General features: G+C 38.4%; 25 protein-coding genes and 1 pseudogene. 18 read left to right on the top strand and 8 right to left on the bottom strand.

What is annotated here, in order from left to right; genetic code table 11:
* Positions 1-91: 91 nt before the first annotated feature.
* From AC1M9D_RS12010 to AC1M9D_RS12040, 7 genes and pseudogenes are all read left to right on the top strand, one after another.
* Positions 92-1,018: pseudogene (locus tag AC1M9D_RS12010) on the top strand (sulfate ABC transporter substrate-binding protein); the annotation flags it as partial.
* Positions 1,019-1,193: 175 nt separating this feature from the next.
* A complete protein-coding gene (locus AC1M9D_RS12015; RefSeq protein WP_481589028.1) occupies positions 1,194-2,210 on the top strand; it encodes a sulfate ABC transporter substrate-binding protein in 1,017 nt (338 codons plus the stop codon).
* Positions 2,211-2,225: 15 nt separating this feature from the next.
* Entirely contained in the window at positions 2,226-2,831 is a 606-nt protein-coding gene (locus AC1M9D_RS12020; RefSeq protein ID WP_481612265.1) for an alpha/beta hydrolase, read from the top strand.
* 84 nt (positions 2,832-2,915) lie between these two features.
* Positions 2,916-3,749: a sulfate ABC transporter permease subunit CysT gene (gene cysT, locus AC1M9D_RS12025; protein WP_035267202.1), complete on the top strand. Its 834-nt coding sequence runs from the start codon at positions 2,916-2,918 to the stop codon at positions 3,747-3,749.
* Positions 3,746-4,636, top strand: coding sequence for a sulfate ABC transporter permease subunit CysW (gene cysW / locus AC1M9D_RS12030; protein ID WP_481612266.1), 891 nt, complete (start codon positions 3,746-3,748; stop codon positions 4,634-4,636). The genes cysT and cysW overlap by 4 nt, the downstream gene beginning before the upstream one ends.
* Positions 4,637-4,648: 12 nt before the next feature.
* Complete coding sequence (locus tag AC1M9D_RS12035) at positions 4,649-5,710, top strand: sulfate/molybdate ABC transporter ATP-binding protein (RefSeq protein WP_481612267.1); 1,062 nt, start codon at positions 4,649-4,651, stop codon at positions 5,708-5,710.
* A 55-nt stretch (positions 5,711-5,765) separates the two neighbouring features.
* On the top strand, positions 5,766-6,695 hold the full coding sequence (locus tag AC1M9D_RS12040; RefSeq protein WP_481612268.1) for a CysB family HTH-type transcriptional regulator: 930 nt from the start codon (positions 5,766-5,768) through the stop codon (positions 6,693-6,695).
* 93 nt (positions 6,696-6,788) lie between these two features.
* Here the strand turns inward: AC1M9D_RS12040 and carO are convergent, their stop codons facing one another.
* Positions 6,789-7,532 (bottom strand): ornithine uptake porin CarO, encoded by a 744-nt coding sequence (carO, locus tag AC1M9D_RS12045; RefSeq protein WP_481612269.1) that lies wholly within the window; start codon positions 7,530-7,532, stop codon positions 6,789-6,791.
* A gap of 298 nt (positions 7,533-7,830) precedes the next feature.
* On the opposite strand from carO, the gene dapD reads away from it, so the two are divergent.
* The gene (gene dapD, locus AC1M9D_RS12050; RefSeq protein WP_179997889.1) at positions 7,831-8,652 is read left to right on the top strand and encodes a 2,3,4,5-tetrahydropyridine-2,6-dicarboxylate N-succinyltransferase; all 822 of its coding nucleotides are present in this window, start codon (positions 7,831-7,833) and stop codon (positions 8,650-8,652) included.
* Positions 8,653-8,762: 110 nt separating this feature from the next.
* Positions 8,763-9,473, top strand: a complete 711-nt coding sequence (gene queE, locus AC1M9D_RS12055) for a 7-carboxy-7-deazaguanine synthase QueE (RefSeq protein ID WP_481589025.1) — start codon at positions 8,763-8,765, stop codon at positions 9,471-9,473.
* Between the two features lie 72 nt (positions 9,474-9,545).
* Here the strand turns inward: queE and filA are convergent, their stop codons facing one another.
* On the bottom strand, positions 9,546-10,421 hold the full coding sequence (filA, locus tag AC1M9D_RS12060) for a putative pilus system protein FilA (protein WP_481587782.1): 876 nt from the start codon (positions 10,419-10,421) through the stop codon (positions 9,546-9,548).
* Between the two features lie 286 nt (positions 10,422-10,707).
* Here filA and queC point away from each other — a divergent pair, with 286 nt between their 5' ends.
* The 3 genes from queC to AC1M9D_RS12075 all read left to right on the top strand — a co-directional run bounded on the left by queC (position 10,708) and on the right by AC1M9D_RS12075 (position 12,358).
* Positions 10,708-11,376, top strand: coding sequence for a 7-cyano-7-deazaguanine synthase QueC (queC, locus tag AC1M9D_RS12065; RefSeq protein ID WP_481612270.1), 669 nt, complete (start codon positions 10,708-10,710; stop codon positions 11,374-11,376).
* Between the two features lie 16 nt (positions 11,377-11,392).
* Positions 11,393-11,806, top strand: a complete 414-nt coding sequence (locus AC1M9D_RS12070) for a hypothetical protein (protein ID WP_035267219.1) — start codon at positions 11,393-11,395, stop codon at positions 11,804-11,806.
* Between the two features lie 90 nt (positions 11,807-11,896).
* The gene (locus tag AC1M9D_RS12075; RefSeq protein ID WP_481612271.1) at positions 11,897-12,358 is read left to right on the top strand and encodes a peroxiredoxin; all 462 of its coding nucleotides are present in this window, start codon (positions 11,897-11,899) and stop codon (positions 12,356-12,358) included.
* A gap of 58 nt (positions 12,359-12,416) precedes the next feature.
* Here AC1M9D_RS12075 and AC1M9D_RS12080 read toward each other — a convergent pair whose 3' ends face one another.
* Positions 12,417-14,537, bottom strand: coding sequence for a TonB-dependent receptor (locus AC1M9D_RS12080; RefSeq protein WP_481593458.1), 2,121 nt, complete (start codon positions 14,535-14,537; stop codon positions 12,417-12,419).
* Between the two features lie 392 nt (positions 14,538-14,929).
* Positions 14,930-15,532, bottom strand: a complete 603-nt coding sequence (locus AC1M9D_RS12085; protein WP_481612272.1) for a LysE/ArgO family amino acid transporter — start codon at positions 15,530-15,532, stop codon at positions 14,930-14,932.
* Between the two features lie 101 nt (positions 15,533-15,633).
* On the opposite strand from AC1M9D_RS12085, the gene AC1M9D_RS12090 reads away from it, so the two are divergent.
* Positions 15,634-16,515, top strand: a complete 882-nt coding sequence (locus AC1M9D_RS12090) for a LysR family transcriptional regulator ArgP (protein ID WP_481612279.1) — start codon at positions 15,634-15,636, stop codon at positions 16,513-16,515.
* 27 nt (positions 16,516-16,542) lie between these two features.
* Here AC1M9D_RS12090 and AC1M9D_RS12095 read toward each other — a convergent pair whose 3' ends face one another.
* Together AC1M9D_RS12095 and AC1M9D_RS12100 are read right to left on the bottom strand one after the other, a co-directional pair.
* Complete coding sequence (locus AC1M9D_RS12095) at positions 16,543-17,100, bottom strand: YceI family protein (protein WP_481610789.1); 558 nt, start codon at positions 17,098-17,100, stop codon at positions 16,543-16,545.
* Between the two features lie 32 nt (positions 17,101-17,132).
* Positions 17,133-17,714, bottom strand: a complete 582-nt coding sequence (locus AC1M9D_RS12100; RefSeq protein WP_481610790.1) for a nicotinate-nicotinamide nucleotide adenylyltransferase — start codon at positions 17,712-17,714, stop codon at positions 17,133-17,135.
* 103 nt (positions 17,715-17,817) lie between these two features.
* Between AC1M9D_RS12100 and AC1M9D_RS12105 the strand changes: the two genes are divergently transcribed.
* From AC1M9D_RS12105 to AC1M9D_RS12120, 4 genes are all read left to right on the top strand, one after another.
* Positions 17,818-18,618, top strand: coding sequence for an enoyl-CoA hydratase-related protein (locus tag AC1M9D_RS12105; protein ID WP_481612273.1), 801 nt, complete (start codon positions 17,818-17,820; stop codon positions 18,616-18,618).
* A 56-nt stretch (positions 18,619-18,674) separates the two neighbouring features.
* Positions 18,675-19,424: a nitroreductase family protein gene (locus AC1M9D_RS12110; RefSeq protein ID WP_481612274.1), complete on the top strand. Its 750-nt coding sequence runs from the start codon at positions 18,675-18,677 to the stop codon at positions 19,422-19,424.
* A 159-nt stretch (positions 19,425-19,583) separates the two neighbouring features.
* Positions 19,584-20,600, top strand: a complete 1,017-nt coding sequence (locus AC1M9D_RS12115) for a DUF6670 family protein (RefSeq protein ID WP_481612275.1) — start codon at positions 19,584-19,586, stop codon at positions 20,598-20,600.
* Between the two features lie 186 nt (positions 20,601-20,786).
* The gene (locus tag AC1M9D_RS12120) at positions 20,787-21,869 is read left to right on the top strand and encodes a helix-turn-helix domain-containing protein (protein ID WP_481610792.1); all 1,083 of its coding nucleotides are present in this window, start codon (positions 20,787-20,789) and stop codon (positions 21,867-21,869) included.
* Here the strand turns inward: AC1M9D_RS12120 and AC1M9D_RS12125 are convergent.
* Together AC1M9D_RS12125 and AC1M9D_RS12130 are read right to left on the bottom strand one after the other, a co-directional pair.
* Complete coding sequence (locus tag AC1M9D_RS12125; protein WP_481612276.1) at positions 21,818-22,135, bottom strand: NGG1p interacting factor NIF3; 318 nt, start codon at positions 22,133-22,135, stop codon at positions 21,818-21,820. The genes AC1M9D_RS12120 and AC1M9D_RS12125 overlap by 52 nt on opposite strands.
* Positions 22,128-23,036 (bottom strand): LysR family transcriptional regulator, encoded by a 909-nt coding sequence (locus AC1M9D_RS12130; RefSeq protein WP_481612277.1) that lies wholly within the window; start codon positions 23,034-23,036, stop codon positions 22,128-22,130. The genes AC1M9D_RS12125 and AC1M9D_RS12130 overlap by 8 nt, the downstream gene beginning before the upstream one ends.
* A gap of 159 nt (positions 23,037-23,195) precedes the next feature.
* On the opposite strand from AC1M9D_RS12130, the gene AC1M9D_RS12135 reads away from it, so the two are divergent.
* On the top strand, positions 23,196-24,938 hold the full coding sequence (locus AC1M9D_RS12135) for an FAD-dependent monooxygenase (RefSeq protein WP_481612278.1): 1,743 nt from the start codon (positions 23,196-23,198) through the stop codon (positions 24,936-24,938).
* The last annotated feature ends 634 nt before the right edge of the window (positions 24,939-25,572 follow it).

Genomic DNA, 25,572 nt, shown 5'->3' on the forward strand with positions numbered 1-25,572 from the left:
GCTCGAAAATCATTTTAAAGCCTTTGATTTGACTTTCTTTTACCTTAATAACGGATTTGTTTAACGCCAGCATACTTTTTGAAACACCACCAATGTTTCATATGATCCAACTCGCGAACTCTATGACAACTTTAATAAAGAGTTTGGAGCATATTGGAAAAAGCAGACTGGTCAAGATTTGAATTTTAAACAATCTCATGGTGGATCTGGTAAACAAGCGCGTGCTGTCATTGATGGCCTAGATGCAGACGTTGTGACTCTCGCACTCGCAGCAGATATTGATGCCATTGCTGAAAAAACCAATTTATTACCAAAAGACTGGCAGAAAAAATTCCCACAGAACTCTACACCCTATACCTCAACCATCGTGTTTTTAGTCAAAAAAGGCAATCCCAAAGGGATCAAAGACTGGGGAGACTTGATTAAAAATGATGTTGGAATTATTACGCCAAACCCTAAGACATCAGGTGGTGCACGTTGGAATTACTTAGCAGCATGGGCTTGGGCAAAACACCAACCCGGCGGTAACGATGCTAAAGCACAAGAATTTGTACGAAAAATTTATAAAAATACTAAAGTGCTAGACTCTGGTGCACGTGGTGCAACAACAACTTTTGCAGAGCGTGGCATTGGAGATGTACTCTTGGCTTGGGAGAATGAAGCACATTTAGCTCTTCGTGAACAACCTGGAAAATTTGAAATCATTACACCAACACTTTTCATTCTTGCTGAGCCCCCTGTAGCAATTGTTGAGAAAAATGCGCAAAAAGATGGCAACCTCAATGTAGCAAAAGCCTATTTGAATTATCTGTATTCTCCAGCTGGTCAAACCATTGCTGCCAAAAACTTTTATCGACCACGAAATGCAACGGTACTTTCAAAATATCAATCCGTGTTTAAACCTTTAAAATTAGTCACGATTGATAAAGAGTTTGGAGGTTGGACAAAAGTCCAAAAACAACATTTTGATAATGGCGGGATATTCGATCAAATTGTCAAAGCAAACAGTAATAAATAAATTAAGATTTAAGCATTAACTTATCGATTGCCGATCATATTCATGATCGGCATTTTTTTAACAACACACCTAAATCTTTTTTTTTAATATAAAATTCATTTTTTATTATTTTTTATGCATAAAGATTAGATTTACTCTAGCGCCATGTAACAGAATATTTTCTTTTGAGGTTGCCATGCGCTTTTCAGCTAAATTAAAACTTGGGGTTCTCGCAGCTTTTGTTTCAGCTGCTTCGCTTAGCGCTTCCGCTAAAGATTTATTAAACGTCTCTTACGATCCTACTCGTGAATTCTACGTAGAAGTAAATAAAGAATTTGGTGCGTATTGGAAATCTCGGACTGGGCAAAACGTCAACTTTCGTCAGTCACATGGCGGTTCAGGTAAACAAGCGCGTGCAGTCATTGATGGTTTAAATGCAGATGTCGTGACTCTCGCACTGGCAGCTGACATTGATGCGATTGCTGAAAAAACCAATTTATTACCAAAAGACTGGCAGAAAAAATTCCCACAGAACTCTACACCCTATACCTCAACCATCGTGTTTTTAGTCAAAAAAGGCAATCCAAAAAATATTAAAGACTGGGGTGATTTAGTAAAACCGGGTGTGGACATTATTACACCAAACCCTAAGACGTCAGGTGGCGCACGTTGGAATTATTTAGCGGCTTGGGCATGGGCCAAACACCAACCAGGTGGAAATGACGCCAAAGCACAACAATTTGTTCAGCAAATTTATAAACAAACTAAGGTCTTAGATTCTGGTGCTCGTGGCTCAACTACAACTTTTGCTGAACGCGGTATTGGCGATGTTTTGCTTGCTTGGGAAAATGAAGCTCATTTAGCACTGCGTGAACAACCCGGTAAATTTGAAATCGTGACGCCATCACTTTCTATACTTGCTGAACCACCTGTAGCAATCGTTGAAAAAAATGCAGAAAAATCAGGCAATAAATATTTGGCGCAAGGTTATTTGAATTTCCTTTACTCGCCTAAAGGACAACATATTGCCGCAAAGAATTTCTATCGTCCGCGTAATCAAACTGTATTAAAACAATATTCATCAACATTTAAGCCACTGAAATTGGTCACAATTGATCAAGAGTTTGGTGGCTGGGCGAAAGTACAAAAAGCTCATTTTGAGAATAATGGTATTTTTGACCAAATTACCAAAGCAAATAACACAAAAAAATAACCAATGGAGCATGACATGATACATACACTCATTGTACCCGGCGTCGGCGGAAGTGATGAAAATCATTGGCAATCATGGTTGCAACGTCAAGTCATGCCATGCTCACGTGTTCAACAAGATGATTGGAACTTTCCTTTACTCTCAGATTGGATCCATCGTTTTGTAGAAAAAATTTCGCAGATAGATGCACCCGTACAGATTGTTGCACATAGTTTTGGCTGTTTAACGTCTGTCGCTGCTCTGCATCAGCACCCAGAAATAGCACAGAAAGTTAAACAACTGGTTTTAATTGCACCAGCCAATCCAAGTCGTTTTGGTGAGAATGGTTTTGCTCGTTTGAGTTTGACTGATTATAGTTTTTACTTTCATCAAATTAAGATTAGCGTTCCCACAAAAATGCTCATCAGTGAAAATGATCCGTGGTTAGGTTTTGAGGATGCAAAAAAACTAGCAAAATCATGGGGTGTAAAACCGATTAACTTAGGTCAAGTTGGTCATATTAATGTTGATTCAGGATTTGGACCATTTCCAGAGATCTTCGATTTTTTGATTCATGATAAGCTGTCGAACTATATCAATAGTATTGATAATGGCAAGTTGTATTACAAATTTGCAATTTAAAGTTCGCCACTTATTCTTGATAAATTTTTCAATTCAATTGCTTATTGATTTCGGTAAGCTTTTTCTCTCATTTGAGGAGTAGTCATGTCGCAGCGATCCCGAGTGCTGCCAGGATTTGGTCTATCTCTAGGCTTTACCCTAGCGTATTTATCTTTAATTGTGCTCATACCCTTGTCGGCTGTTTTTATTAAGTCTTTAGGTATTGGCTGGGAAGGTTTATGGGAGATTTTAAGCTCTGAGCGTATCTTAAAATCATTACAACTAAGTTTCAGTGCTGCACTTATTGCTGCCTTCATTAATGTTGTATTTGGCTTATTACTCGCTTGGTGTCTCGTGCGCTATAGTTTCCCTGGTAAACGAATTGTTGATGCATTGGTTGATTTACCCTTTGCGTTACCAACAGCTGTTGCTGGGATTGCATTAACATCTTTATATGCTCCGACAGGCTGGATTGGTCAATATCTTGAACCCTTAGGCATTAAAGTCGCTTATAGTCCTATTGGCATTACATTAGCCCTGATATTTATTGGCTTACCTTTTGTGGTTCGTACAGTACAACCTGTACTGAGTGACTTAGAGACTGAACTTGAAGAAGCAGCGTCAGCATTGGGTGCAAATCGACTGCAAATTGTAACCAAAGTGATTTTACCAATTCTTTTCCCTGCTTTAATCACAGGATTTGCTCTCGCTTTTGCCCGTGGCGTGGGTGAATATGGTTCAGTTATCTTTATTGCAGGTAACCAACCCTTCGAAACTGAAATTGCGCCATTAATGATTATTTCTCGATTGGAAGAATATGACTATGCAGGTGCAACTACGATCGCCGTTGTCATGCTCCTTATTTCATTCGCTATCTTGTTCTTGATTAACTTGTTACAAGCATGGGCGAGTCGTCGTACAGGGAGAACTGCACAATGAGTTTGAATACAAATAGCAATGCTTTAGCGGAAAAATTGCAATCTCGTGATGCGACGCGAGAACCGACTTGGGTTCGTTGGACACTTATTGTCGTTGCCATGATTTTCTTCCTCAGTTGCTTAATCCTGCCTTTGATTTTAGTTTTTGTTGAAGCATTCAAACAGGGTGTCGGCGTTTATGCGCAAGCTTTAGTCCATCCAGATACGTTGTCGGCTGTAAAGCTCACCTTACTAACAGCTGCAATTGCTGTACCGCTCAACGTAGTATTTGGTGTGGCGGCGGCTTGGTCTGTTGCGAAATTTAATTTCCGTGGTAAATCCATATTGACCACGATTATCGATATGCCTTTCTCAGTATCACCTGTAATCGCAGGTTTGATGTTGGTATTGATGTTTGGTACTCAAGGTTGGTTCGGTGGATGGCTGATGGATAACGACATTAAGATTCTATATGCCGTTCCAGCAATTGTACTAGCAACCATCTTTATTACAGTTCCTTTTGTGGCGCGTGAGCTCATCCCACTGATGGAAGCTCAAGGTACAGAAGAAGAGGAAGCGGCAATCGTTTTAGGTGCTTCAGGCTGGCAAACTTTTTGGAAAATCACGATTCCAAATATTAAATGGGGCTTGATATACGGGGTTATTCTTTGTAACGCACGTGCAATGGGTGAATTCGGGGCAGTCTCTGTAGTATCGGGTCATATTCGTGGAGAGACCAATACATTGCCACTTCATGTAGAGATTCTCTACAACGAATATACCTTTAGTGCAGCATTTGCTGTTTCATCCCTCTTGGCTTTATTAGCGATTGTGACATTGATTCTTAAAACATGGGTCGAAATTCGCCAAGAGAAATTAAGCAAACGTAATGAAGATTCTACAGTTTAAAGGAAGTATCCGATGAGTATTCAAGTTAAAAATATTGAAAAACACTTTGGTGCTTTCCATGCACTAAACAATATCTCCCTAGATTTTCCTGATGGTCAACTCGTTGCATTGTTAGGACCTTCAGGCTGCGGTAAAACGACTTTACTTCGCATTATTGCTGGTCTTGAATCTGCCGACAGCGGTCAAGTGATCCTTGAAGGCCAAGATTCAACGAATGTTCATGTCCGTGAACGTCAAGTTGGCTTCGTATTCCAACATTATGCTTTATTCCGTCATATGACAGTATTTGACAATATTGCTTTTGGTTTACGTGTTCGTCCACGTTCTACACGCCCCTCAGAATCTGAAATCAAAAAACGAGTTACACGACTACTGGATTTAGTTCAATTAGGGTTCTTAGCAGATCGTTATCCAGCACAATTGTCAGGTGGACAGCGTCAACGTATTGCGCTTGCACGTGCGCTTGCAGCTGAACCTCGTGTACTACTTCTGGATGAGCCATTTGGCGCACTTGATGCAAAAGTTCGTAAAGAGTTACGTCGCTGGCTGAGAACTTTACATGATGAACTCCACATCACCTCGATTTTTGTAACCCACGATCAAGAAGAAGCGCTTGAAGTTGCAGATCAAATCATTGTAATGAATAAAGGTAATGTTGAACAAATTGGCTCACCTCGTGAAGTCTATGAAAAACCAGCAACGCCTTTTGTATTTGACTTCTTAGGTCAAGCCAATAAGTTCGAAGGGCATAATCAAGCGGGAATCGTACAGATCGGAAATGATCGCATTCAACTGCCTTTAGCTAAAGATTCACCTGAAGGTAAAGTGATTGCCTTCATTCGACCAGATGAGTTCCAAATTCATGCTCAACCTACAGACAATGCAATTCAAGCAACGTTCTTACGTGAAGTTTGGATTGCAGGAAAAGTGGTTGCCGAACTTCAAGGTCAAGATGGCAATCTCATCGAAATTCTACTCACTCCAGATGAAGCTAAACTGCATCAATTCCGCCCAAATCAATCGGTTTGGTTAACGACTAATACATTGCACTTATTTGCACAAGAAAACGCATAAAAATGTGTAGATGGGGCTTTTATATAGCCCCATCATTTTAAAGGTAACAAAGACTATGAACTTTCAACAATTAAGAATTATTCGAGAAACCGTCAGACAAAATTTTAATTTAACGGAAGCTTCCGCTGCCCTTTACACGTCTCAATCAGGCGTAAGTAAGCATATTAAAGATTTAGAAGATGAATTAGGTGTTCAACTATTTATCCGAAAAGGTAAACGCTTATTAGGGTTGACTGAACCTGGTCAAGCTTTGCTCGGTATTGTGGAGCGCATGCTGGTCGATGCAGACAATATTAAAAGATTAGCTGATGATTTTAATCGTGTAGATGAAGGTACATTAACCATCGCAACCACTCATACTCAAGCGCGATACGTATTACCACCAATTGTAAATTCATTCAAAAAATTATTTCCGAAAGTTCATTTGATTTTGCAACAAGCAAGCCCAACTGAAATCACTGAAATGTTACTTTTAGGCGATGCTGATATTGGTATTGCTACTGAGAATCTAACTACTGAAGAAAACTTAGCAAGTGTTCCTTTTTATAACTGGAAACACAGTATTATTACGCCTCAAGGTCATCCACTTACTCAAATAGCAGCGCGAGAGATTAGCTTAGAACATTTGGCAGAGTATCCGATTATTACCTATCACGGTGGTTTTACGGGACGTTCAAAGATTGATAAAGCCTTTGAAGACTCAGGACTTGATGTTGATTTAGTGATGTCTGCGCTCGATGCTGATGTAATCAAAACTTATGTGGAATTAGGTATGGGTGTCGGGATTGTCAACGATGTTGCCTACGATGCAGAACGAGATCATCGCTTAAAACAAATTGATACTGATTTATTTGGGGTGAATACCACTTGGATTGCTGTACGTAAAGGTCATTTGTTACGTGGATACGGTTACGAGTTTATTTCGCTATGTGCACCTAGTGCTGATATCAAAGCGTTAAAACGAGTAGCTTATCCTGAAGATTAACAAGCTACAAATAATAAAGGCACCATAGCGCCTTTATTATTTGCATTAACTTGCATCAAAAAACGAGCCGAAGCTCGTTTTTTTAATTGGATCTTACCAGTGGAAGCTCACACCCACTTTACCGACTGGAAGCCACTCATATTTGTCTTTAGATTCAATTTTCGCTTCTAAAGCTTCAGCTGCATCAGCACCAGTACCAGTACCACCAACTTCAGCTAAACCTACTGACGTAATATTTGCAGAAGGGTTACCAGTGTAATAAGCACCTACTTCACCAAATACACCGAAGTTTTTATTGATTTTAGGAGCAAAACCAAAACCTAAGTATGGAGCAAAGTCATTTTTGTATGACATTTTACCATCGATGAAACCTTGACCAGATGGAGCGTTGTAATTTTTGCCATCAATCTTAACAACATCATTCGTATTGTTTAAGCGCTTAGTAACATCGTATTCATTATCGATATATGCTACACCAGCAGCCATATATAGACCTTGAGCCCATGGATTTTGACTCGCGCCCCAAGGACGAATCTCAGCATTTAAGTATGCCAAACTATTATCCATATCTAAATCGTACTTAGTACCGTCAATAGATAAATCATCAGACCAAGAGATATCACCACCGTTGTAACCTAAAGCAAGACCAACGTATGGGTTAGCAGTCCAAAGTAATGCACCACCGTAACCAGTTGTACCAACTTCAGCACGAACACCAGTAGGGATTAATTGATTAGCTTCAAATACATTACCTGTACGTACAACTTGAGTGTCCGCCATAGCGAAGCCTGAAACAGATAATGCTGTTGTAACAGCGAGTAATTTTAACACTTTCATTTTTTTCTCCTCAAAGAAATGAGTTGTTCTTTAATCATTAATGTGTTCGACTCGGAAGCATCTTAATGGAGATTTCAAAGCTGGTTAATATTCAAATTGATGCTTTTTTGTTATTTTTTGATACAATTTTGATTTAGTTGTTGTTTTATAAATAATTTGTACTTAAGTCTTTTATTAACTTTTATTAACATACTTATAAAGAATAGTCATTATTGTCGGACATTTTTTCAGGATTAATTGTAATTTTTATAATCAATTTAGTGTAAAATCTTGGAAATTTTTTTTGGAAGAGAAGATTATGTCTCAGCTTTCGTCAATCATCGAACAAGCGTTTGAAGATCGTGCAAACTTCACAGCTACAGATTGCCCTGCTGAAATTCGCCAAGCAGTCGAGGAAGCAATTGCTGGCTTAGATAATGGTTCATTACGTGTTGCTGAAAAGATTGATGGTGAATGGGTTGTTCATCAATGGTTAAAAAAAGCTGTTCTATTGTCATTCAAACTCAATGATAATAAACCAATCGAATCATGCGATCTCCAATTCTATGACAAAGTAGACACTAAATTTACGGGTTGGACTGAAGAGCAATTTAAAGCAGCTGGCGTACGTGTTGTACCGCCTGCAGTTGCACGCAAAGGTTCTTACCAAGCTAAGAATGTTGTGCTTATGCCATCTTATGTCAATATTGGCGCTTATGTTGATGAAGGTACGATGGTTGATACATGGGCGACTGTAGGTTCATGTGCGCAAATTGGTAAAAATGTTCACCTTTCTGGTGGTGTTGGGATTGGCGGTGTACTTGAGCCTCTTCAAGCGAACCCTACGATCATTGAAGACAATTGTTTTATCGGTGCACGTTCTGAAATCGTTGAAGGTGTAATCGTTGAAGAAGGTTCAGTGATTTCAATGGGTGTTTACATTGGTCAATCAACTAAGATTTATGACCGTGAAACAGGTGAAATTCACTATGGTCGTGTTCCAGCAGGTTCAGTGGTAGTTTCTGGTAGCCTTCCTTCAAAATGCGGTAAATACAGCTTGTATGCTGCAATTATCGTGAAAAAAGTCGATGCTCAGACTCGTGCTAAAACAAGTTTGAACGACTTATTACGCGCTGACTAATTTTTTTATACTTTATAGTATTTGGAGTTACACTCCCCATCTCTACGGTTAGTAATAATCGTAGAGATTTTTCTTTTATATAATCTCTATTTTAGTTTGGTTTTGTCGATATGAGTAATTTGCGATCTTCCGCTATTCCTGTTTCTGATCCGTCTGCGGGGTTACGTATTACGGAGATCTTCTATTCATTACAAGGTGAAGCCAACACTTCAGGCTTACCTACAGTGTTTATACGCTTAACAGGTTGTCCGCTGCGTTGTACTTATTGTGATACCACCTATTCTTTTGAAGGCGGTGAACGACACTCTTTAGAGGATATTATCCAGACCACGCTTGATTTTAAGACACCTTATATTTGTGTTACTGGTGGTGAACCATTAGCCCAACCCAATGCGTTACCACTCATGGAGCGTCTAGCAGATTTAGGCTGTGAAGTTTCCCTTGAAACGAGTGGAGCACTAGATGTTTCAAAAGTGGATCGTAGAGTTTCCAAAGTCCTAGATTTAAAGACACCAACTTCAGGTGAAGACTCACGTAATTTAATGAGTAATTTAGACCATTTAACTCAACATGATCAGATTAAATTTGTCATATGCAATCGTGAAGATTATGAATGGTCTAAACAACAAGTGAATCAATATGAATTGCACAAGCGTGTAAGTACCGTTTGGTTCTCACCTGCGTTTGCTGTTGAAAAAGGTGCTGCAAAGTTACCGCAACTTGCGCGTGATTTAGCACAATGGATCTTAGAGGATCACTTACCAGTTCGTTTCCAGCTTCAATTACATAAGTTGCTCTGGAATGACGAAACAGGTCGTTAAAATGTAACAAATAGCTCAAATTAAAAACAGTACAGCACTTTTTGTGCTGTTTTTTAAAGAGAAAATGATCTTTTAGTGCGCTGACACTTTAATGGTCGTGCCATTTAAATTAATCCCTTTCATTGAAATATCCCCAATCTTATTATTTATTGTTGATGCATCTCCAACGCCTACTCCCCATAACATTGCATTAAAGCCATTTTGATCTCCAAGACGATTTATTTTGAGTTCCAGTCCATCTGTACGTATCGAACCTGCAACATCGAAATCAAGATTATTGATGCCGAAACGCCCTGGTTGAGTATTTTTTAAATTAATAAATTCTATTCCGAATGCGCCACCACCATCATGATCGTGGACTTTGAAGCCCTCTAAACGTAAGCCGTCTTTAAATATTCCATTCAGTTTTAAAAGACTGCCTTGAGGTGCTGAACCGAGCTGAATATTGGTAGAGAGATTGGATACATAAAATTTCATATTATCCATTATTTTAACGGGGTCACTATAGCCTCGTCCTGTTGGACTAACTTGACCCGATTTACCCACCCAAATATCACCGGTATTAATAATAATATCTTCAGGAACAAATACACCTAAATTCAGAAAAGGGCCTGTAGTACTACTCCCTCCTTGAGCATCGATTTTTAAGGTAATACTAATATCTGCCGAACCAGAAGAAAGTGATAATGGATTCTTACTACGTCCATTCGCTGTACCGAAAATTAAGGCACCTGCTTTTGTGTTTCCTTCGTTGTAATCTGGCCCGAATCCACTGTTATCGTGCCAAATCAAATCAGCTTGAATGGGTCCACCTGGTAAAAGGCTAATCGTAATACCATCTTGTGCTGCATATGTTGACAATTCTTGATCTGAAAGCTCCTCAAATGCAAAAGAATTTGTACTGATCAACGCAGCAGTGGTTAAAATTAAAGTATTAATTTGATTCATTTTGATTCATTTTGATTCCGTAAAAATTATTTTTGTAAGTTTTAATCAAGTGTTTGTTAAATTATATTTAATATTTAAACAAAAACAACAACTGTTTAAACTTTATTCGACTCAAAAGAGAGTTTTATCTCATCTTCTAAAACGAACATTTCACTTTCTTTATAATGATCTCATTTAGTTTTGTAACTTCTGCAGATCTATATATTCAAAAATTTATACCCCATTATTCTTTATATAATCAGTTATAATTCATTTTTTATTTGCTTTAATTTTTTGGAGTTCTCCTATGCGCCCTCGTGCCATTGTATTGTTATCAGGTGGTTTAGACTCAACGACTTGCTTGGCTTGGGCGCAAGCACGCTATGAATGTATCGCTTTAAGTTTTATGTATGGTCAACGCTCAACAACTGAATTGGATGCTGCACGTAAACTGGCACAACAAGCAGGCGTTGAACATCGCGTGATTAATATAGATTTGGGTAATTTAGGTGGTTCTGCATTAACTGATCACTCCATTGATGTTCCTGATCAAGAACAAGAAGGGATCCCTGTCACTTATGTTCCAGCACGTAATACGATTTTCCTGTCTTATGCACTTGCAGCAGCAGAAGTGTTTGACGCAGAAGCCATCGTAATTGGAATTAATGCTGTGGATTATTCAGGTTATCCAGATTGTCGACCAGAATTTATTGAAGCATTTGCCAATATGGCAAGATTAGCGACAAAAGTAGGTGTGGAAGGAAAACCTCTTAAATTTGAAACACCTTTACTACAATTATCCAAAGCAAATATTATTCGCTTAGGCATCGAACATGGCGTAGACTACAGTCAAACGGTATCATGCTATCAAGCAGATGACCAAGGACGAGCTTGTGGAAAATGCGACAGCTGTCGTTTGCGTAAACAAGGTTTTGCAGATGCTGGCGTTGAAGACCCAACTCGTTATATACCGTAATAACAGGGTGCCATATATGAAAAATTTAAAATCAAACATTATTCTTTCAGCCATTGTTTCTGCTGCAGCACTTTTCGGTTCTGCTGCTCAAGCAAATGAGCCGAATAATAAAATGCAGCAAGCCTACAAAAGTACTAACGTAAAATCTGCACTGATTAATGTTTGTAAGGAAGAAACTGCTAAAGGGAACAAGCTTTCTGCTGCCGAAGTCAGCAAATATTGTACATGTGCAATTGAAGCAGACGGCAAGCTCACTAATGCTCAAAAATGGGAAATCCAAAGTGCGATTAACCAAAAGAAAAGCCCTTCTACTTTAGCTATCGTGAAGAAACAGAACGCTGATCTTCAAGCATGCTTCGGCCCACAGTTAACGTCTAAGCTACAGTCGTTAACAGAGGAAGCAATGAAAGCAGCACAAGCTAAAAAATAAACGCAGTTTACATAAGATAGCCACCTCGTGTGGCTATTTTTTTGAATTTCCCTATATATAAATGTAGTGACAAATTTTGAGGAAAATATAATGTCAACGGAAACGATTAGTTTACCCAATCAAACATTCCCAACAACTACAGGTTCTGCGAATTTAACTGAGTTGAATACAGATTGGCTCATCATTTATTTTTATCCTAAAGATTCAACACCTGGGTGTACAACGCAAGCTGTTGGTTTTTCATGTTTGAAAGATCAGTTTGATGCGCTTCATACCACTATTTTCGGTGTTTCTAGAGACTCAGTAAAAGCCCATCAAAACTTCACCGAAAAGCAAGCTTTAACAATTGATTTGATTAGCGATAAAGAAGAAGTGCTTTGCCAACACTTTGATGTGATTAAAGAGAAAAATATGTATGGAAAAAAAGTAATGGGGATTGAGCGCTCAACTTTTATTTTTCACCAAGGAAAACTCGTTAAAGAATATCGTAAAGTCAAAGCTGCAGGGCATGCTGAACAAGTGCTTGAAGATTTAAAAGCTTTGCAAAGCTAATAAAAAAACCCACGATTGACGTGGGTTTCATCTACTTATAATTTTTTTTTAACTACAGTTAGAAATCAAAGCTTACGCCAAGTTTATAGGTACGTCCTGCACCCAATGTGGTAAAGCCACTGTTAAATACACCCGCCCAATATTTTTCATCTGTGACATTGTCAATATTGGCACGGAAAGTCGTATCTACACCGCCAAGATTGGTTGTGTATTTCGCACCGATATCGAGTAACGTATAGTCAGGAAGTTCGAGCGTATTAGTATTGTTGAGATATTGGCTATCTACATAGTTAGCACGTGCATTCACACTTAAACCATCCACCGGTAGTTTATACTCAATGCCAAGCCCTGCTGTGAACTCAGGTTGACCTTCTACTGTATTTCCCGAAAGCTCAACTTTTCCACTCATACCTTTGGTATATTCAGCATCAATATAAGCCAAGTTACCCCAAATAATCACATCATCTGTGACATTGCCTGAGAATCCATACTCAAGTCCTTTCGAGGTAGTTTCACCACCATCGGTCGTAATCTGAGTCGATCCATTGATCGGGGTGGCATAAAACTCTGTAATTGTACTTGGTTTTTCAATTTGATATGCAGCAAGGGTATGTAACCAAGAACCATGTTGATATTTTGCGCCCATCTCATACTGTTTAGTTTGGAATGGTGCGAATGTTTTTCCAAAATTCACATCTGTTTCCGTCGTTACAGTATTGCCTTGAGACAACCCTTCTACATAACTTGCATAAAGCGAGATATCTTCACCCCAAGGTTTCACCACGATCCCTAAACTTGGTGACACTTTATCTTCGCTATATTCAACGCCAGTCAATGGATTTTTGATGTCCATATCTTGGTAACGTGCACCTAAAATGAATTGTAATTTATTATCAAGCACGGAAATTTGATCAGTGAATGAATAACTGATGAAATCATTATCGGCCTGTTTAAATATTTCAGGCGCCTGCTCTGGCATATGACCTTCGTGGCTTGGATGGTAGAGATTGGTGACAAATGGGACAGCTGTAGATCCTTGTCCTTTATGTTTCACCGTTTCAATATTTAAGTAGTCTGCACGTAAACCAACTTTATGTTCAATTGATCCAGTATTAAATGCACCCTCTAAACCTAAGTTTGCTGAGGTATTATTTTGCTTTAGTTTTACATGATAATATTGAGAGTTCGCGTCACCTGCATCATTGATTACGATCATGCGTGTACCAAAAAGATGCCCTTGATATTTTTGTTCTGCAGTACCAACGCCAGCAATGACTTTTAAATTATCTAGTAATTTATATTCACCTGACAATCCAACATATTGTGCTGATTGTTTACCATGGATATTCGGGAAAAAGTTACTACGACCGTCAGGTGCATCTAAGACTTTGCCAAGCTGTGCAAATGAAACCATCGCAGGCGAACCACCTTCACGTTTATCATCCGTCACATAAGCATCAAAATTCACTTTTGCTTTATCAGTGGTCCAATCTAATGCTAATACGGCTGAGGTACTTTCATCTTCTAGGCCATCAACAACATGTTCACCTTGTCCATAATTGGCACTTAAGCGAGCACCAAACTGTTCATCTTGACCAAAGCGGCGTGCAACGTCAAAGCCAGATTTATAAAAACCTTCTTCTTCGAAATTCGCGGTGACACGGGTAAGTTCTTTGTCTGCACGTTTCGTATTTGCAACGATTACACCGCCAACGCTTCCACCCGGTGCCATCCCTGCAACAAGTGCATTCGGTCCTTTGAGCACCGTCACTGAATTGAGAATATCTGTGGTCACACGCCCCGTAGGTGCCATGCCATAAGTACCGTTTAAATTGTAATCTTCCCAATTCACACCAAAACCACGAATACTAAAGTTTTCATTGAGATGCCCACTATTGGTCGTGGTACGAATACTTGGGTCGATCTTTAAGACATCCATAATGGTATGCGCGTGTGCATCTTGAATGGCTTGATCGCTGTAGTTACGGATGGTAAACGGCGTGTCTAACACATCCTTTTCACCTAAAATATTCAGTGTAGCTTTTTTTTTCAGTTTACCTGTGACATCGGTTTCTTGTGAGTCTGCTTTTACTACAATGGTTGCCAATTGTGTTGGTTCTTGCGCAACTGCAAAACATGGTATAGAAACTAAAGACAAAAATAATAGATTTCTTTTCACGTGGATGCCCTCTTATATACGGTTTTGGGCACATCATACACAATTTAAATGATAATGATTTTTATTTATAATTATTTTATCATTAATATTTACTTTTGTTTTTAGCTAGTTCACAGTTATATTCGATCATATTACAACCTTAGAAAAGTATCTCGTCCAACTTATTCAGAGCGACTTGGTTTGAAAATTTAAGTAAGCATAAATATCAAGTTATCGATCGAAGCACAGTGAATCTAGCCATGAATAATCTAAGACAGTATTAATTAAAATTTTAAATATGATCAAAAATTATGAGGTGGTTCTTAGAGTTACAGATGCTGTGATCAAACATTTGGAAAATAAAAGTTATCTTTTAAAAGGTTTTTTGCACAACTCCATGCTTTAATTTCTAGTTAACTAATTAAGTGATAGGCAATGTACCACATGATTAAAGCAATCAAAATATCCAAGACTTGCCATGCGCGGGGATTGTTAAAGTAAGCTGATAGATATTGCGCACCAAAACCCAAACTAAAGAAAAATAACCATGATGCCGTGATCGCACCGATAGCAAACGATAATAAGTGATCTTCAAATTGCGTCGATATTGCGCCTACAAGCACGACAGTATCTAGATACACATGGGGATTCAGCCATGTGAATGCCAAGCAAACGAGAATAATTTTAAACCATGAAACAGCCGTATGATGATCAACACACATCGATTTTTTGGTCGAAAATGCTTGATAAAAATGATGTAAACCATATACCACTAGAAATATAGCCCCACCCCATTGTGCATATGTCATCACTTGTGGATGGCCTGAGATAAACTGCCCAAATCCAAATACACCAGCCAAAATTAAAAGTGAGTCTGAAAAGGCGCAAATGAGGCAAATAGACAGAACATATTCTTTTTTTAAGCCCTGTTTAAGGACAAAAGCATTCTGAGCGCCTATCGCCATAATCAAACTTAAACTCGTTACAAAGCCATTAAACAGTACGGATAAAGACATAAAACACCCAATATTTATCATTAGGCGGATTATGAACAATTCAATCTTAAATTGAGTATTATTAAATTAATATTAAGTTCATTAAGTTTTTCTAAATCATGATTTTCAATTATAAAGACTGTGTCGCATTTATCACCGTGGCGGAAACTGGAAGTTTTGATCTGGCTGCTAAAAAGCTTTGTCTCTCTGCTGCCGCAATTACTCTTCGTGTCCAACAATTGGAACGGCAGATTGGTCAAACATTAATCCTGAGAGAACGACCTTGTCGTGTGACACATTCAGGTGAAATATTGCTTGAACATTTATTACGGCAAAAGCGTCAAGAAGAAAATGTTCTGCAACTTATTCAGGGAAAAAATCTAAATTCTGAGTTTTATAAAATTATCATTGGAACGAATGCAGATTCATTAGAAACTTGGCTTTTGCCTGCGATTGCTGAAAAGTTAATAGAGCATAAAATCACAATACAACTTCGAATAGATGATCAGGATCATACGCATCAATTAATGGAATCAGGCTATGTAAATGCATGTATAAGCGCTGAATCCCAACCCATGACAGGTTGCCACTCAGAATTTTTGTTCACGATGCGTTATCAAATGGTGTGTACGCCAGAATTCAAATTAGCATGGTTTAAAAACGGACTAAATCGCGATTCCTTTCGCCGTGCGCCTGCGGTCATCTTTAATGATAAAGATCATTTACATGAAACGATTCTACTGAATCAATTTGGATTACCGCAATCTAGTTATCCATATCATTATGTCCCCTCTTCTAAGTCATTTGTCGATGCAATCCAACTCGGCTTAGGCTATGGCATGGTGCCTGAACTTCAAATTCAAGACTTACTCGACCAAGGACTATTGATTTGTTTGTTGCCTGAGGCAACACAAGACGTTGATCTATATTGGCATCATTGGAAACAGCAGTCCCCACAACTCAAACATATTACTGACATACTCATGACATTAAAAAAGCAGTGAGTGAATCACTGCTTTCTTTTCATCGATTTAGTTGGCTTTCCACTGCCCTTCAAGCTTGATATTCACTTTTTCACCAATTCCACCAATCGCTTTGCGCATACCGAAATCACTACGGTTGATGACTGTTGAAGATTGTACATTCAACACATTTGGATTCGATGCATTTGGAGTTAAAGTTGTATCAAATGAAACTGGGCGTGTCACACCACGCATGGTGAGTTGTCCATCAAATTTGTATTTATTATTTCCTAAAGCACGAATTTGATTACTTTGAAAGGTCACAGTTTTATATTTGCTTGCATGAAAGAAACTGTCACCAAAGACCATATCCTTTAAAGAGTTTTTGCTCAGTTTAAGGCTATTCACATCCATCACAAATTTAGCTGAACCTTGATTAGGCTGTGCCGGATCAAAATTCATCTGTGATTGATACTTTTGAAATTGCCCATTTACAATCGACATTCCTGCAGATCGGATATCAAAGCTGATCTTACTTCTAGGTGATAGTGTCCATGTTTGCGCTTGAGCAAAAATAGAAGCAGACAATAGCACTGTGGCCAAACTCATTTGTGTAATAGTACGCACGATTTCCCTCGGTTTTCTTGTGTTAAACACAATCATTCAATTGATGCACTCAAACTTGTACTGTCTTGACGTTGGAATTTAGTTTTAAGTTGTTGGTAAATTTCTGAATTTTGAAACGCTTGTAAAAATTGCATGGTTCCGTGGGGAAGTTCTTTTTCCATAATTTCCCCCCGATAGTATGCTTCGCGAAGTGGTGTTGCAGAAATTGCACCTTTTAAACTATCGAGTTCCAACATCTCCCACTCTGGGAAAAATTTTAGATAATAGGATGAGTCATCTTTAAAGTGGCCGATTAAGCCAACTTGATCATTTGGCTGTACTACACTCGCCACTAAAGATTTGACCAATTTTTGCCATTTTTCATCATTATAAACATCAATGACGTGTACAAATTTGATTCTTGCCTGTTGATCAGGAGAAAAGTTAGACAAAATCATCTGTTCACGTTCAATGGCTAAAAATGGATTTTTTATATTCCGCTCTAATTGAGCAGAACCAAGCGCTAAAATAACGTTCTGGCTATGCGTTAGCGCAATTTTAATGGTTTCCATATGTGCCAAATGAAAAGGCTGAAAACGTCCGATATAAACCAAATAATCAAATTTATAATTCATCGCCAAGTCACGTTTATGAACTGATCAGTTATGTCACTCTTCGCCAGAATACGACATAATAGATTTCATAAAATCTATATTAATTGAAAGCAAGGATAGTACGATGTCATTAAGTTGTATTCAACAACCTCATGAGCATTTAAATGCAAAATTAGAAGATGGTGTGTTGACCTTGGCGATTAATCGTCCTAAAGCCAAAAATGCATTATACGGCGAATTATACCTATGGATCGCCAAAGCCTTTGATGAAGCAGACAAAGAGCAATCCGTTCGTGTGGTCATTTTACGTGGCGAAGATGCAGACTTCAGTGCTGGTAATGATATGCAAGACTTCATGAAATCTGCGGCGATGAAAGATCAAATTCGCCCAGAAGATGGTCCTCCTTTCGTACTGTTAAAATCTGCTGCTAAATTTTCCAAACCCTTGATTGCTGCGGTACGTGGTGTGGCAATTGGAATTGGCGTAACGATCTTATTGCATTGCGACTTAGTTTATGCAGATAACACTGCTTTGTTCCAAATTCCATTTGTAAGCTTAGGTCTTTCACCTGAAGGCGCATCTAGTAAATTACTAGCACGTCAAGCAGGTCATGTGAAAGCAGCAGAACTTTTATTAACTGCTGATAAATTCGACAGTGAAAAAGCATTGGCTGCAAACTTGATCAACAGTATTGAATCTGACGTTTATGCAACTGCCGCTCAAAAAGCCACTCAACTGGCTTCACTACCACTTGCTTCTCTCGTGCAATCTAAAGCCTTAATGAAACATGATGTTGATGAAATCGTGTCCTGGATTGATCATGAAGCAGTAATCTTTATGGGGCGCGTCGGCTCTCCAGAAATGATGGAAGCTGTACAAGCTTTTATGCAAAAACGTAAACCTGATTTCACACAATTTAATTAAGCTAAAAGATCCGAGTCTCACGACTCGGTGAATACTCTCAATCTAAGGAATGGATCATGACGACTGAAAAAAAACGCTACTACGAACCTGCACCACAAGGCATTGATGTTGAAAATTTCAAAAAGGTCGTGACCAGTCGTCGATCTGTTCGGAAGTTTACAGGAAAACCTATACCGTCTGATATCCTCGATCAATGTTTAGATTTAGCACTCTTGGCCCCTAATTCATCTAACTTACAACCTTGGACTTTTTATGTTGTCCAAAATCCTGAAAAGAAACAAAAGATTGTAAAAGCGTGTCTAAATCAATGGGCTGCGCGCACAGCGGCTGAATTGATTGTCTGTGTCGCACGTACAGATCGAATTAATGAAATGGCAAAGCTTAATATTCAAGAATTTCCATTTCCTGAGATTCCTCCACTCGTCAAAAAATATTACACCTATATTCCACTGAATTATAAAACGGGTTACTTAAATGCAATTGGTAACTTTAAGAAAGTAACTTTCAAAGTAGCACGTACTTTTGACAAACAAATGCCTGTTACCGCTTTTACACCTGCGGATGCCAAACTTTGGGCAGCGAAGACAACAGCTTTAGCCTGCGAAAATCTTGTACTCGCGCTCAGAGCTTATGGATTCGACAGTTGTATGATGGAAGGTTTTGACGAACCTTTAGTATGTAAAACATTGGGGCTAAATGCTAAAGAGTTTCCAATTATGGTCATTGGTGCGGGAGAGCGTGCTGAAGATGGTGTGTTCTACCCACAATATCGTTTCGATCGAGACTTATTTATTCAAAAAGTTTAAATGTAATATCACACATTTTTGATGACTTATTTTTCGTGTTGACACTTCAAACAATTGCTTACTGTTTGTAGTGTCAATTTTTTTCTTTTATCTCGATTTATATTTTTGATTGTATTTTTCCAAAAATGATTTTAAGCCAAAATATTAATTGAGAATAAGATGAAAATTAAACTTCCCTCAAGCATTGTTAAACATATAGATCATTCAGCTCTAGTAAATGGTCAAGCTTTTGATCCAAACACTGCGATCCACACACCTCTCGGGAAATATACCTGTGTACACTACGGGATCATGATTCCCAATCTACCTGCCCCATTCAACTTTTTAAATATGATTGTGGTTGCAGGACAACCTCTCGTTAAAATATTCAGAAATTCTCATTTAATAAAAACTTCAGATTTAGATACCGCAAATCTATTAATTGGTACTGCTGCAACGCAGCCTAATTTATTTTCTGGATATAGTATACAGCATGAATGTTTACTGGCGACTAATGGTCAATATCTCAAATTCGGTAATGACTTAATTATAGAGGCTAACTACCCAGACATTAAAGCAACTCGCCAAGGTCATGCTTTCAATTATGAACTTGAATTAAAAGCGACTGATAAAATCGCACATTTTGTTAAACTTGCAGGAAGCATGTATGAACATTGGTCACTGCTTTGTGAGTACCAAGGATATTTAGAACTCGATGGGCAGAAAACTCAAGTTCAAGGTCTATGCACCTTCGAATATGCACGTGGTGTCAATATCAACATTCCCATTCGATTTTTTACTTATCAAATCTTAAATATTAATAACCACACTCAAGTCTTATTTGTGGACACTCATGGTCCAATGGGCTTAGTTTTGCAAAGTCGTGTTTATGTTCGTTCTGTAGATCATCATGGAGGAATATACGAACGAGGGCTTGAATCTGTGGTGCATGAATATGAGCCTGAACCTGTAACTACACCAAATGGCATTAAAATGCGTTTACCTCGAGTCTTTGAATGGCAAGTCAATGATGATCAAGGCAATCTTCTGATTTCTATTTATGGCAAGGCTAATGGCGACTTTAAATATGGTATGGCTGGCGGTTATGCAGGTAGTTACCAATATTCAGGTCAATTCAAAGGTCAGCATATTCAGGGTCGAGGTTATATTGAGTATATTGATCCTATAAGCAATTAAGCGCTTCTAAGCAATTAAGCGCTTCAAAATAAACTTTCAATAATTAAGCCTCATGAGATGGGGCTTTGACATTTAAAGACATGTTCATTCATTCAAATTATTTCTAAACTCATTTCAACATTATAATTTCAGCATTTTAAACTGAGGATAGAGCATCCTTAGTTTTTCCAATGCATGACTTGAGTCTTGAATATCGGTATGAGCGCAAGAAAAAGTAAAATCAGAACCGATGCTGGTATTTTTCCAAGCATGGTATACGAGACACTGCAAAATATGGGCGTTGATGTGGATTTAATATTTTCGCAATTAAATGCGTTACAACATCCAATCGACTATCCTCAACGCGATTTAAGATATGACAATCGTGTTCAAAAAAAATTCTGGGAACTCACAGAAGTTATTACACAAAATTCCAATATTGGTTTAACTGTCGGTCACCATCTCCCCACTTTTCGTGGTCAACTTTTTGAATACATTTTTTTAAGTAGTGCAAATTTTGGCGATGCATTAAAAATAGCAATGAAATACTATCAATATTTCACTACAGGATTGGATATTGAACTTCACATAGAAGATGACACCGTTACCCTAAAAGGTTTTCATCACCCTGTCCGTCATTATTTAGAATGTACGATTACCATTGTTTTATCTTTTTTTGATTATATCAGTCAGGGAAAATTTCAAGCACAAGAAATTTGGCTCAGCTACGACAATACAGAATTTCAGGACTTATATCATGAGCTATGGCATTGCCCAGTTTATTTTAATCAGCCTTATGGTTGTATAAAATTCAAAGCAGAAATTCTAGAATATGCCTCTCCGTCTGCTCAGCCTGATTTATTTCTGTTACATCAAGCTATCATTGAGAAGCACATTGAACTTGTAGATAAACATGAACTAGTCATTCAAATTGAAGAGGCTTTAGGCGAACAACTAAAATTAAGACAATTCGCTCTAGAAGATATCGCAAGAATTCTTAAACTCTCCCCGCGTAAAATCCAAATTTCACTCAAAGATATTGGAACGAATTACGAGAATGTTCTAACGTCATTCAGACAAAAACTTGCTCGTCAGTTACTAGCGAAAACCGCACTCAAACATGATGAAATTGTCTATTTAACAGGGTTTTCAGAGCCATCAGCCTTTTCTCGAGCCTTCAAATATTGGACAGGAGAATCTCCATCCTCGTATCGTCAGCGCATACAAAATTCAACCGATCATGGGTCAATAGAAATAATGTGTAAGAATTCAAAAGCTGGTTCTTCATAAGGATGACTGGCTTTTAATGCACGTGCCACTTCTATGGCTTTATCTTCAGGCACAATAGTTTCTACACGCCATTCTTCAACTTGTTCAAGCTCTCCAACTTGACCTATAAAAGGTTGAGCCGCATTGACAGGTTTAAATTGACCTAAGCCCTTGACCTGCCAAGTGCATTGCTCATAATCACCAATTCCGCCTGCACCTGCTTCAAATACTGCCTGTTTCGTCAACTCTAGATGTGATTCTGGTACAAAATAGATCAGTTTAAGCATGAATAACCTCTTCCGCGCTTTTCCGCTCTGTTGTCATTTGCATAAGGGCTTCAGTAATCATTTTCAATGCAATATTGTTTGAATGACGATGATAATTCGCATATAGACCAAGCTGTGGTAATTGCTCATCTGTTTTAACAATTTTGATATTATGATTTAAAAACTTCAGGAGGTATTCGGGAGCAAAACTAAAGCCCATTCCCAAATTAATCAGATTGATATGCTGTAATACATTAGTCACCCACAGCATTTGATCATCCATCTTTTCGAAGGGAACTAAAACATTTAATTTGTCATAGAATATTGGTGAAGCATTTTGTTCACACATAATGACTGATGAATTTTTTAATTCTTGTAGTTTCAATGTCCGTTCTGAAGGATGAAGATTGTCTGCAGCCACCAAATAAATTTGTTCTGTCAAAATATGGATATCTTCATAATCTGAATGATCCATTTTGTATCGAGTAAAACATATATCAAGTTCAGCATTTCTAAGTTTTTGTATTTGCTCAGTACAAGTCAAACTGTGTAAATGAATTTTAAGATTAGGAATATTCTTTCTTAACTGCGCCAGAATGCTAGGCATCAGTTTCAGTTCAGCCACATTCAAAAATCCAATGTGAATCTGATTATTCTTTTGCTGAGCGACCTGTCTAGCTGCAGCTACAGCTTGCTTGGCATTGTCCAGCGTCAAAGCTGCGTATTTTAAAAATGCTTCCCCCTCATCAGTCAGTTTGACTTTACGAGTGGTCCGATCAAATAAAGTAACACCGACTTCGTGTTCAAGATCTTTAATTTGCTGACTGAGTGATGGTTGTGCGGTATAGAGCTTTTCGGCAGCTTTAGTAAAGCTTTGCTCTTGCGCAACAGTCATAAAATACCGTAAATGTCGTAATTCCATATCTCAATCAGCCCATCGTGCATAAGTGCACGTTCATTACTTTGAATTTTATATAGATCGATAGTTTATATGAATACGACTATAGATCACTGCACTTTTTTTCTAGACTGACTCAATTCAAAAACTCTCCCCATGTATTCAATTCATTTAGGAAAAAGCATGTCTCAACATTTTGACACTGATGTTCTTGTCATTGGTACTGGTCCTGCTGGTTCAACTCTGGGGCTTGCCCTTGCCAATTATGGCGTCAAAGTTCAATTGTTTACCCAGTTTAATTGGTTAGCCAACAGTCCTCGTGCACATATTACTAATCAACGTGCCATGGAAGTCCTCCGTGATTTAGATATCGAAGAACAGGTGAAGGAAATCGCAACACCTTGGGAACACATGGGTGAAAGCCTGATCACAACCAGTTTAGTCGGCGAAGAAATTGCCCGTATCAGTGCTTGGGGCACAGGCGATGAACGTCATGGCGATTATATCAAAGGAAGTCCATGCCCTTTAGTAGATCTTATCCAACCTAAAATGGAAGCGCTACTCGTTAAAAATGCGGCTGAGCGAGGCGCTATTTTTAACTTCAATACTGAATATTTATCTCACGTACAAGATGAACACGGTGTGACTGCGACTTTCCTCAATCGGATAACCAATACCGAATTCAATTTACGCGCCAAATACTTGGTGGGAATGGATGGTGCACGTTCAAAAGTCGTTGAACAGCTTGGATTACCCCTTGAAGGCGTGATGGCACGGGCTGGTACAGTCTATGTAACCTTCAAGGCAGATTTGTCTAAATACGTTCAGCACCGTCCTGCGATTTTGCAATGGATTGTCAATCCTGAAGCAAGTTTTGGTGATTTAGGTATGGGGCTATTGCGTGCCATCACCCCATGGAATGAGTGGATTATGGGTTGGGGCTTCGATATTTCTAAAGGCGAGCCTCAAGTCACTGAAGAACAAGTTCGCGCACGTTTAGATGCCTTCGTTGGTGAGCATGTTGAAGATGTTGAAATTCAAAAATTGTCTTATTGGTACGTGAACCAAACATGGGCAACTGAATATTCGAAAGGTCGTGTATTCTGTGGTGGTGATGCGGTGCATCGTCACCCACCATCAAGTGGTTTAGGCTCAAACACCTGCATGCAAGATGCCTTTAATCTCGGTTGGAAACTTGCATATGCAGTTAAAGGTTGGTCTCAACCTACGCTTCTCGATTCTTATACCGTTGAACGTGCGCCTGTAGGTAAGCAAATTGTTGCACGTGCCAACCAATCACGATTTGATTATAAACACCTCAAAGAAGTTTTTGGTTTTGATCAAGGTGTAACAACCCAAAAGCAAATGCTGGACCGTATTTTTGCTGAAAATGAACAAGGCGCTGAAATACGTACAAAACTCTACAATGCATTAGCAATTAAAAATTTTGAATTTAATGCTCAAGGTGTTGAACTGAATCAGCGTTATAGCTCAAATGCTGTCATCTCTGAATCAGAACCTGAAGTATTTAAACAAGATGATCAACTTTACCTACAAGCCACTACACGCCCTGGAGCAAAAGTACCGCATACTTGGCTCATCAATGCTAAAGGTCAAAAAGTTTCAACTCTAGATATTACGGGCAAAGGTCGTTTTACCTTACTCACAGGCCTCTCAGGCAAAGGCTGGAAACAAGCTGCTGAAAAACTTAATCTTGGGTATTTAGATGTTATTCAAATCGGTTCAAGAGATTATCGTGATGTCTATGGTACATGGAATGCGAAGTCTGAAATTCATGAGTCTGGTGCTGTTTTAGTACGTCCAGATGGCTATGTCGCTTGGCGTTATCAAGACAGTACCAATGAATCTTTTGATTTTGAAAATACTTTGAGAGCAGTACTGAAACAGATTCAATTGATCATTTAACTAATAAAAGCCACCAAACGGTGGCTTGCTGACTTGGATGTAATTTCATACGAATGTGAGCATCAGTGAAGAAAGGACTTTATGATGGTAGTCAAAATTTGTTGGATACGTTTATTTGAATCTTTTTATCCGATATAAACGCAGCTTAACTTGGTATTCCCTTGAGATGTTTCATCCAAACTCCGCTCACTCTCCCACTTTTCACCAAAGTATTTTTTAAGTTGATACAGTACGGTCGATGGTGACCTTCAAAAATAAAATAATAAGTGCCAGATTCACTCTCTGAAGTCTTAATTGCTTGAAATGCAATTTTGATAACTCACACACCATACTTTTCAAAATTCACAGCAAAATCATCTTGAACCATATGTTTGGTTTTATAATTTTGATAAGCATAAACACCCTTATAAATATTATGGGCTAATTTTAATTCGTGGTTTGTCTGATTTACCTTAATTCCACGCTTTTTTGTTCATTAAGATCATTTGAAATTTGAAAGATTTGCGCTGACGCTTGACAGTTTAAAGAATTTAAATTCATCAGTAGACCTCTTGCGAAAGTAAAAAATTGTTTATACTCGTCCCATGAAATATGAAAATTTAACTAGATTTAATGATGGGGAATTTAAACGACT

This window comes from Acinetobacter sp. ANC_7682 (assembly GCF_056779795.1).

What these genes read in the sequence shown, in the direction of transcription:
- AC1M9D_RS12015 (WP_481589028.1), top strand. Translation starts at nt 1,194, where the DNA reads ATGCGCTTTTCAGCTAAATTAAAACTTGGGGTTCTCGCAGCTTTTGTT.
- AC1M9D_RS12020 (WP_481612265.1), top strand. Translation starts at nt 2,226, where the DNA reads ATGATACATACACTCATTGTACCCGGCGTCGGCGGAAGTGATGAAAAT.
- cysT (WP_035267202.1), top strand. Translation starts at nt 2,916, where the DNA reads ATGTCGCAGCGATCCCGAGTGCTGCCAGGATTTGGTCTATCTCTAGGC.
- cysW (WP_481612266.1), top strand. Translation starts at nt 3,746, where the DNA reads ATGAGTTTGAATACAAATAGCAATGCTTTAGCGGAAAAATTGCAATCT.
- AC1M9D_RS12035 (WP_481612267.1), top strand. Translation starts at nt 4,649, where the DNA reads ATGAGTATTCAAGTTAAAAATATTGAAAAACACTTTGGTGCTTTCCAT.
- AC1M9D_RS12040 (WP_481612268.1), top strand. Translation starts at nt 5,766, where the DNA reads ATGAACTTTCAACAATTAAGAATTATTCGAGAAACCGTCAGACAAAAT.
- carO (WP_481612269.1), bottom strand. Translation starts at nt 7,532, where the DNA reads ATGAAAGTGTTAAAATTACTCGCTGTTACAACAGCATTATCTGTTTCA.
- dapD (WP_179997889.1), top strand. Translation starts at nt 7,831, where the DNA reads ATGTCTCAGCTTTCGTCAATCATCGAACAAGCGTTTGAAGATCGTGCA.
- queE (WP_481589025.1), top strand. Translation starts at nt 8,763, where the DNA reads ATGAGTAATTTGCGATCTTCCGCTATTCCTGTTTCTGATCCGTCTGCG.
- filA (WP_481587782.1), bottom strand. Translation starts at nt 10,421, where the DNA reads ATGAATCAAATTAATACTTTAATTTTAACCACTGCTGCGTTGATCAGT.
- queC (WP_481612270.1), top strand. Translation starts at nt 10,708, where the DNA reads ATGCGCCCTCGTGCCATTGTATTGTTATCAGGTGGTTTAGACTCAACG.
- AC1M9D_RS12070 (WP_035267219.1), top strand. Translation starts at nt 11,393, where the DNA reads ATGAAAAATTTAAAATCAAACATTATTCTTTCAGCCATTGTTTCTGCT.
- AC1M9D_RS12075 (WP_481612271.1), top strand. Translation starts at nt 11,897, where the DNA reads ATGTCAACGGAAACGATTAGTTTACCCAATCAAACATTCCCAACAACT.
- AC1M9D_RS12085 (WP_481612272.1), bottom strand. Translation starts at nt 15,532, where the DNA reads ATGTCTTTATCCGTACTGTTTAATGGCTTTGTAACGAGTTTAAGTTTG.
- AC1M9D_RS12100 (WP_481610790.1), bottom strand. Translation starts at nt 17,714, where the DNA reads ATGAATTATAAATTTGATTATTTGGTTTATATCGGACGTTTTCAGCCT.
- AC1M9D_RS12105 (WP_481612273.1), top strand. Translation starts at nt 17,818, where the DNA reads ATGTCATTAAGTTGTATTCAACAACCTCATGAGCATTTAAATGCAAAA.
- AC1M9D_RS12110 (WP_481612274.1), top strand. Translation starts at nt 18,675, where the DNA reads ATGACGACTGAAAAAAAACGCTACTACGAACCTGCACCACAAGGCATT.
- AC1M9D_RS12115 (WP_481612275.1), top strand. Translation starts at nt 19,584, where the DNA reads ATGAAAATTAAACTTCCCTCAAGCATTGTTAAACATATAGATCATTCA.
- AC1M9D_RS12125 (WP_481612276.1), bottom strand. Translation starts at nt 22,135, where the DNA reads ATGCTTAAACTGATCTATTTTGTACCAGAATCACATCTAGAGTTGACG.
- AC1M9D_RS12130 (WP_481612277.1), bottom strand. Translation starts at nt 23,036, where the DNA reads ATGGAATTACGACATTTACGGTATTTTATGACTGTTGCGCAAGAGCAA.
- AC1M9D_RS12135 (WP_481612278.1), top strand. Translation starts at nt 23,196, where the DNA reads ATGTCTCAACATTTTGACACTGATGTTCTTGTCATTGGTACTGGTCCT.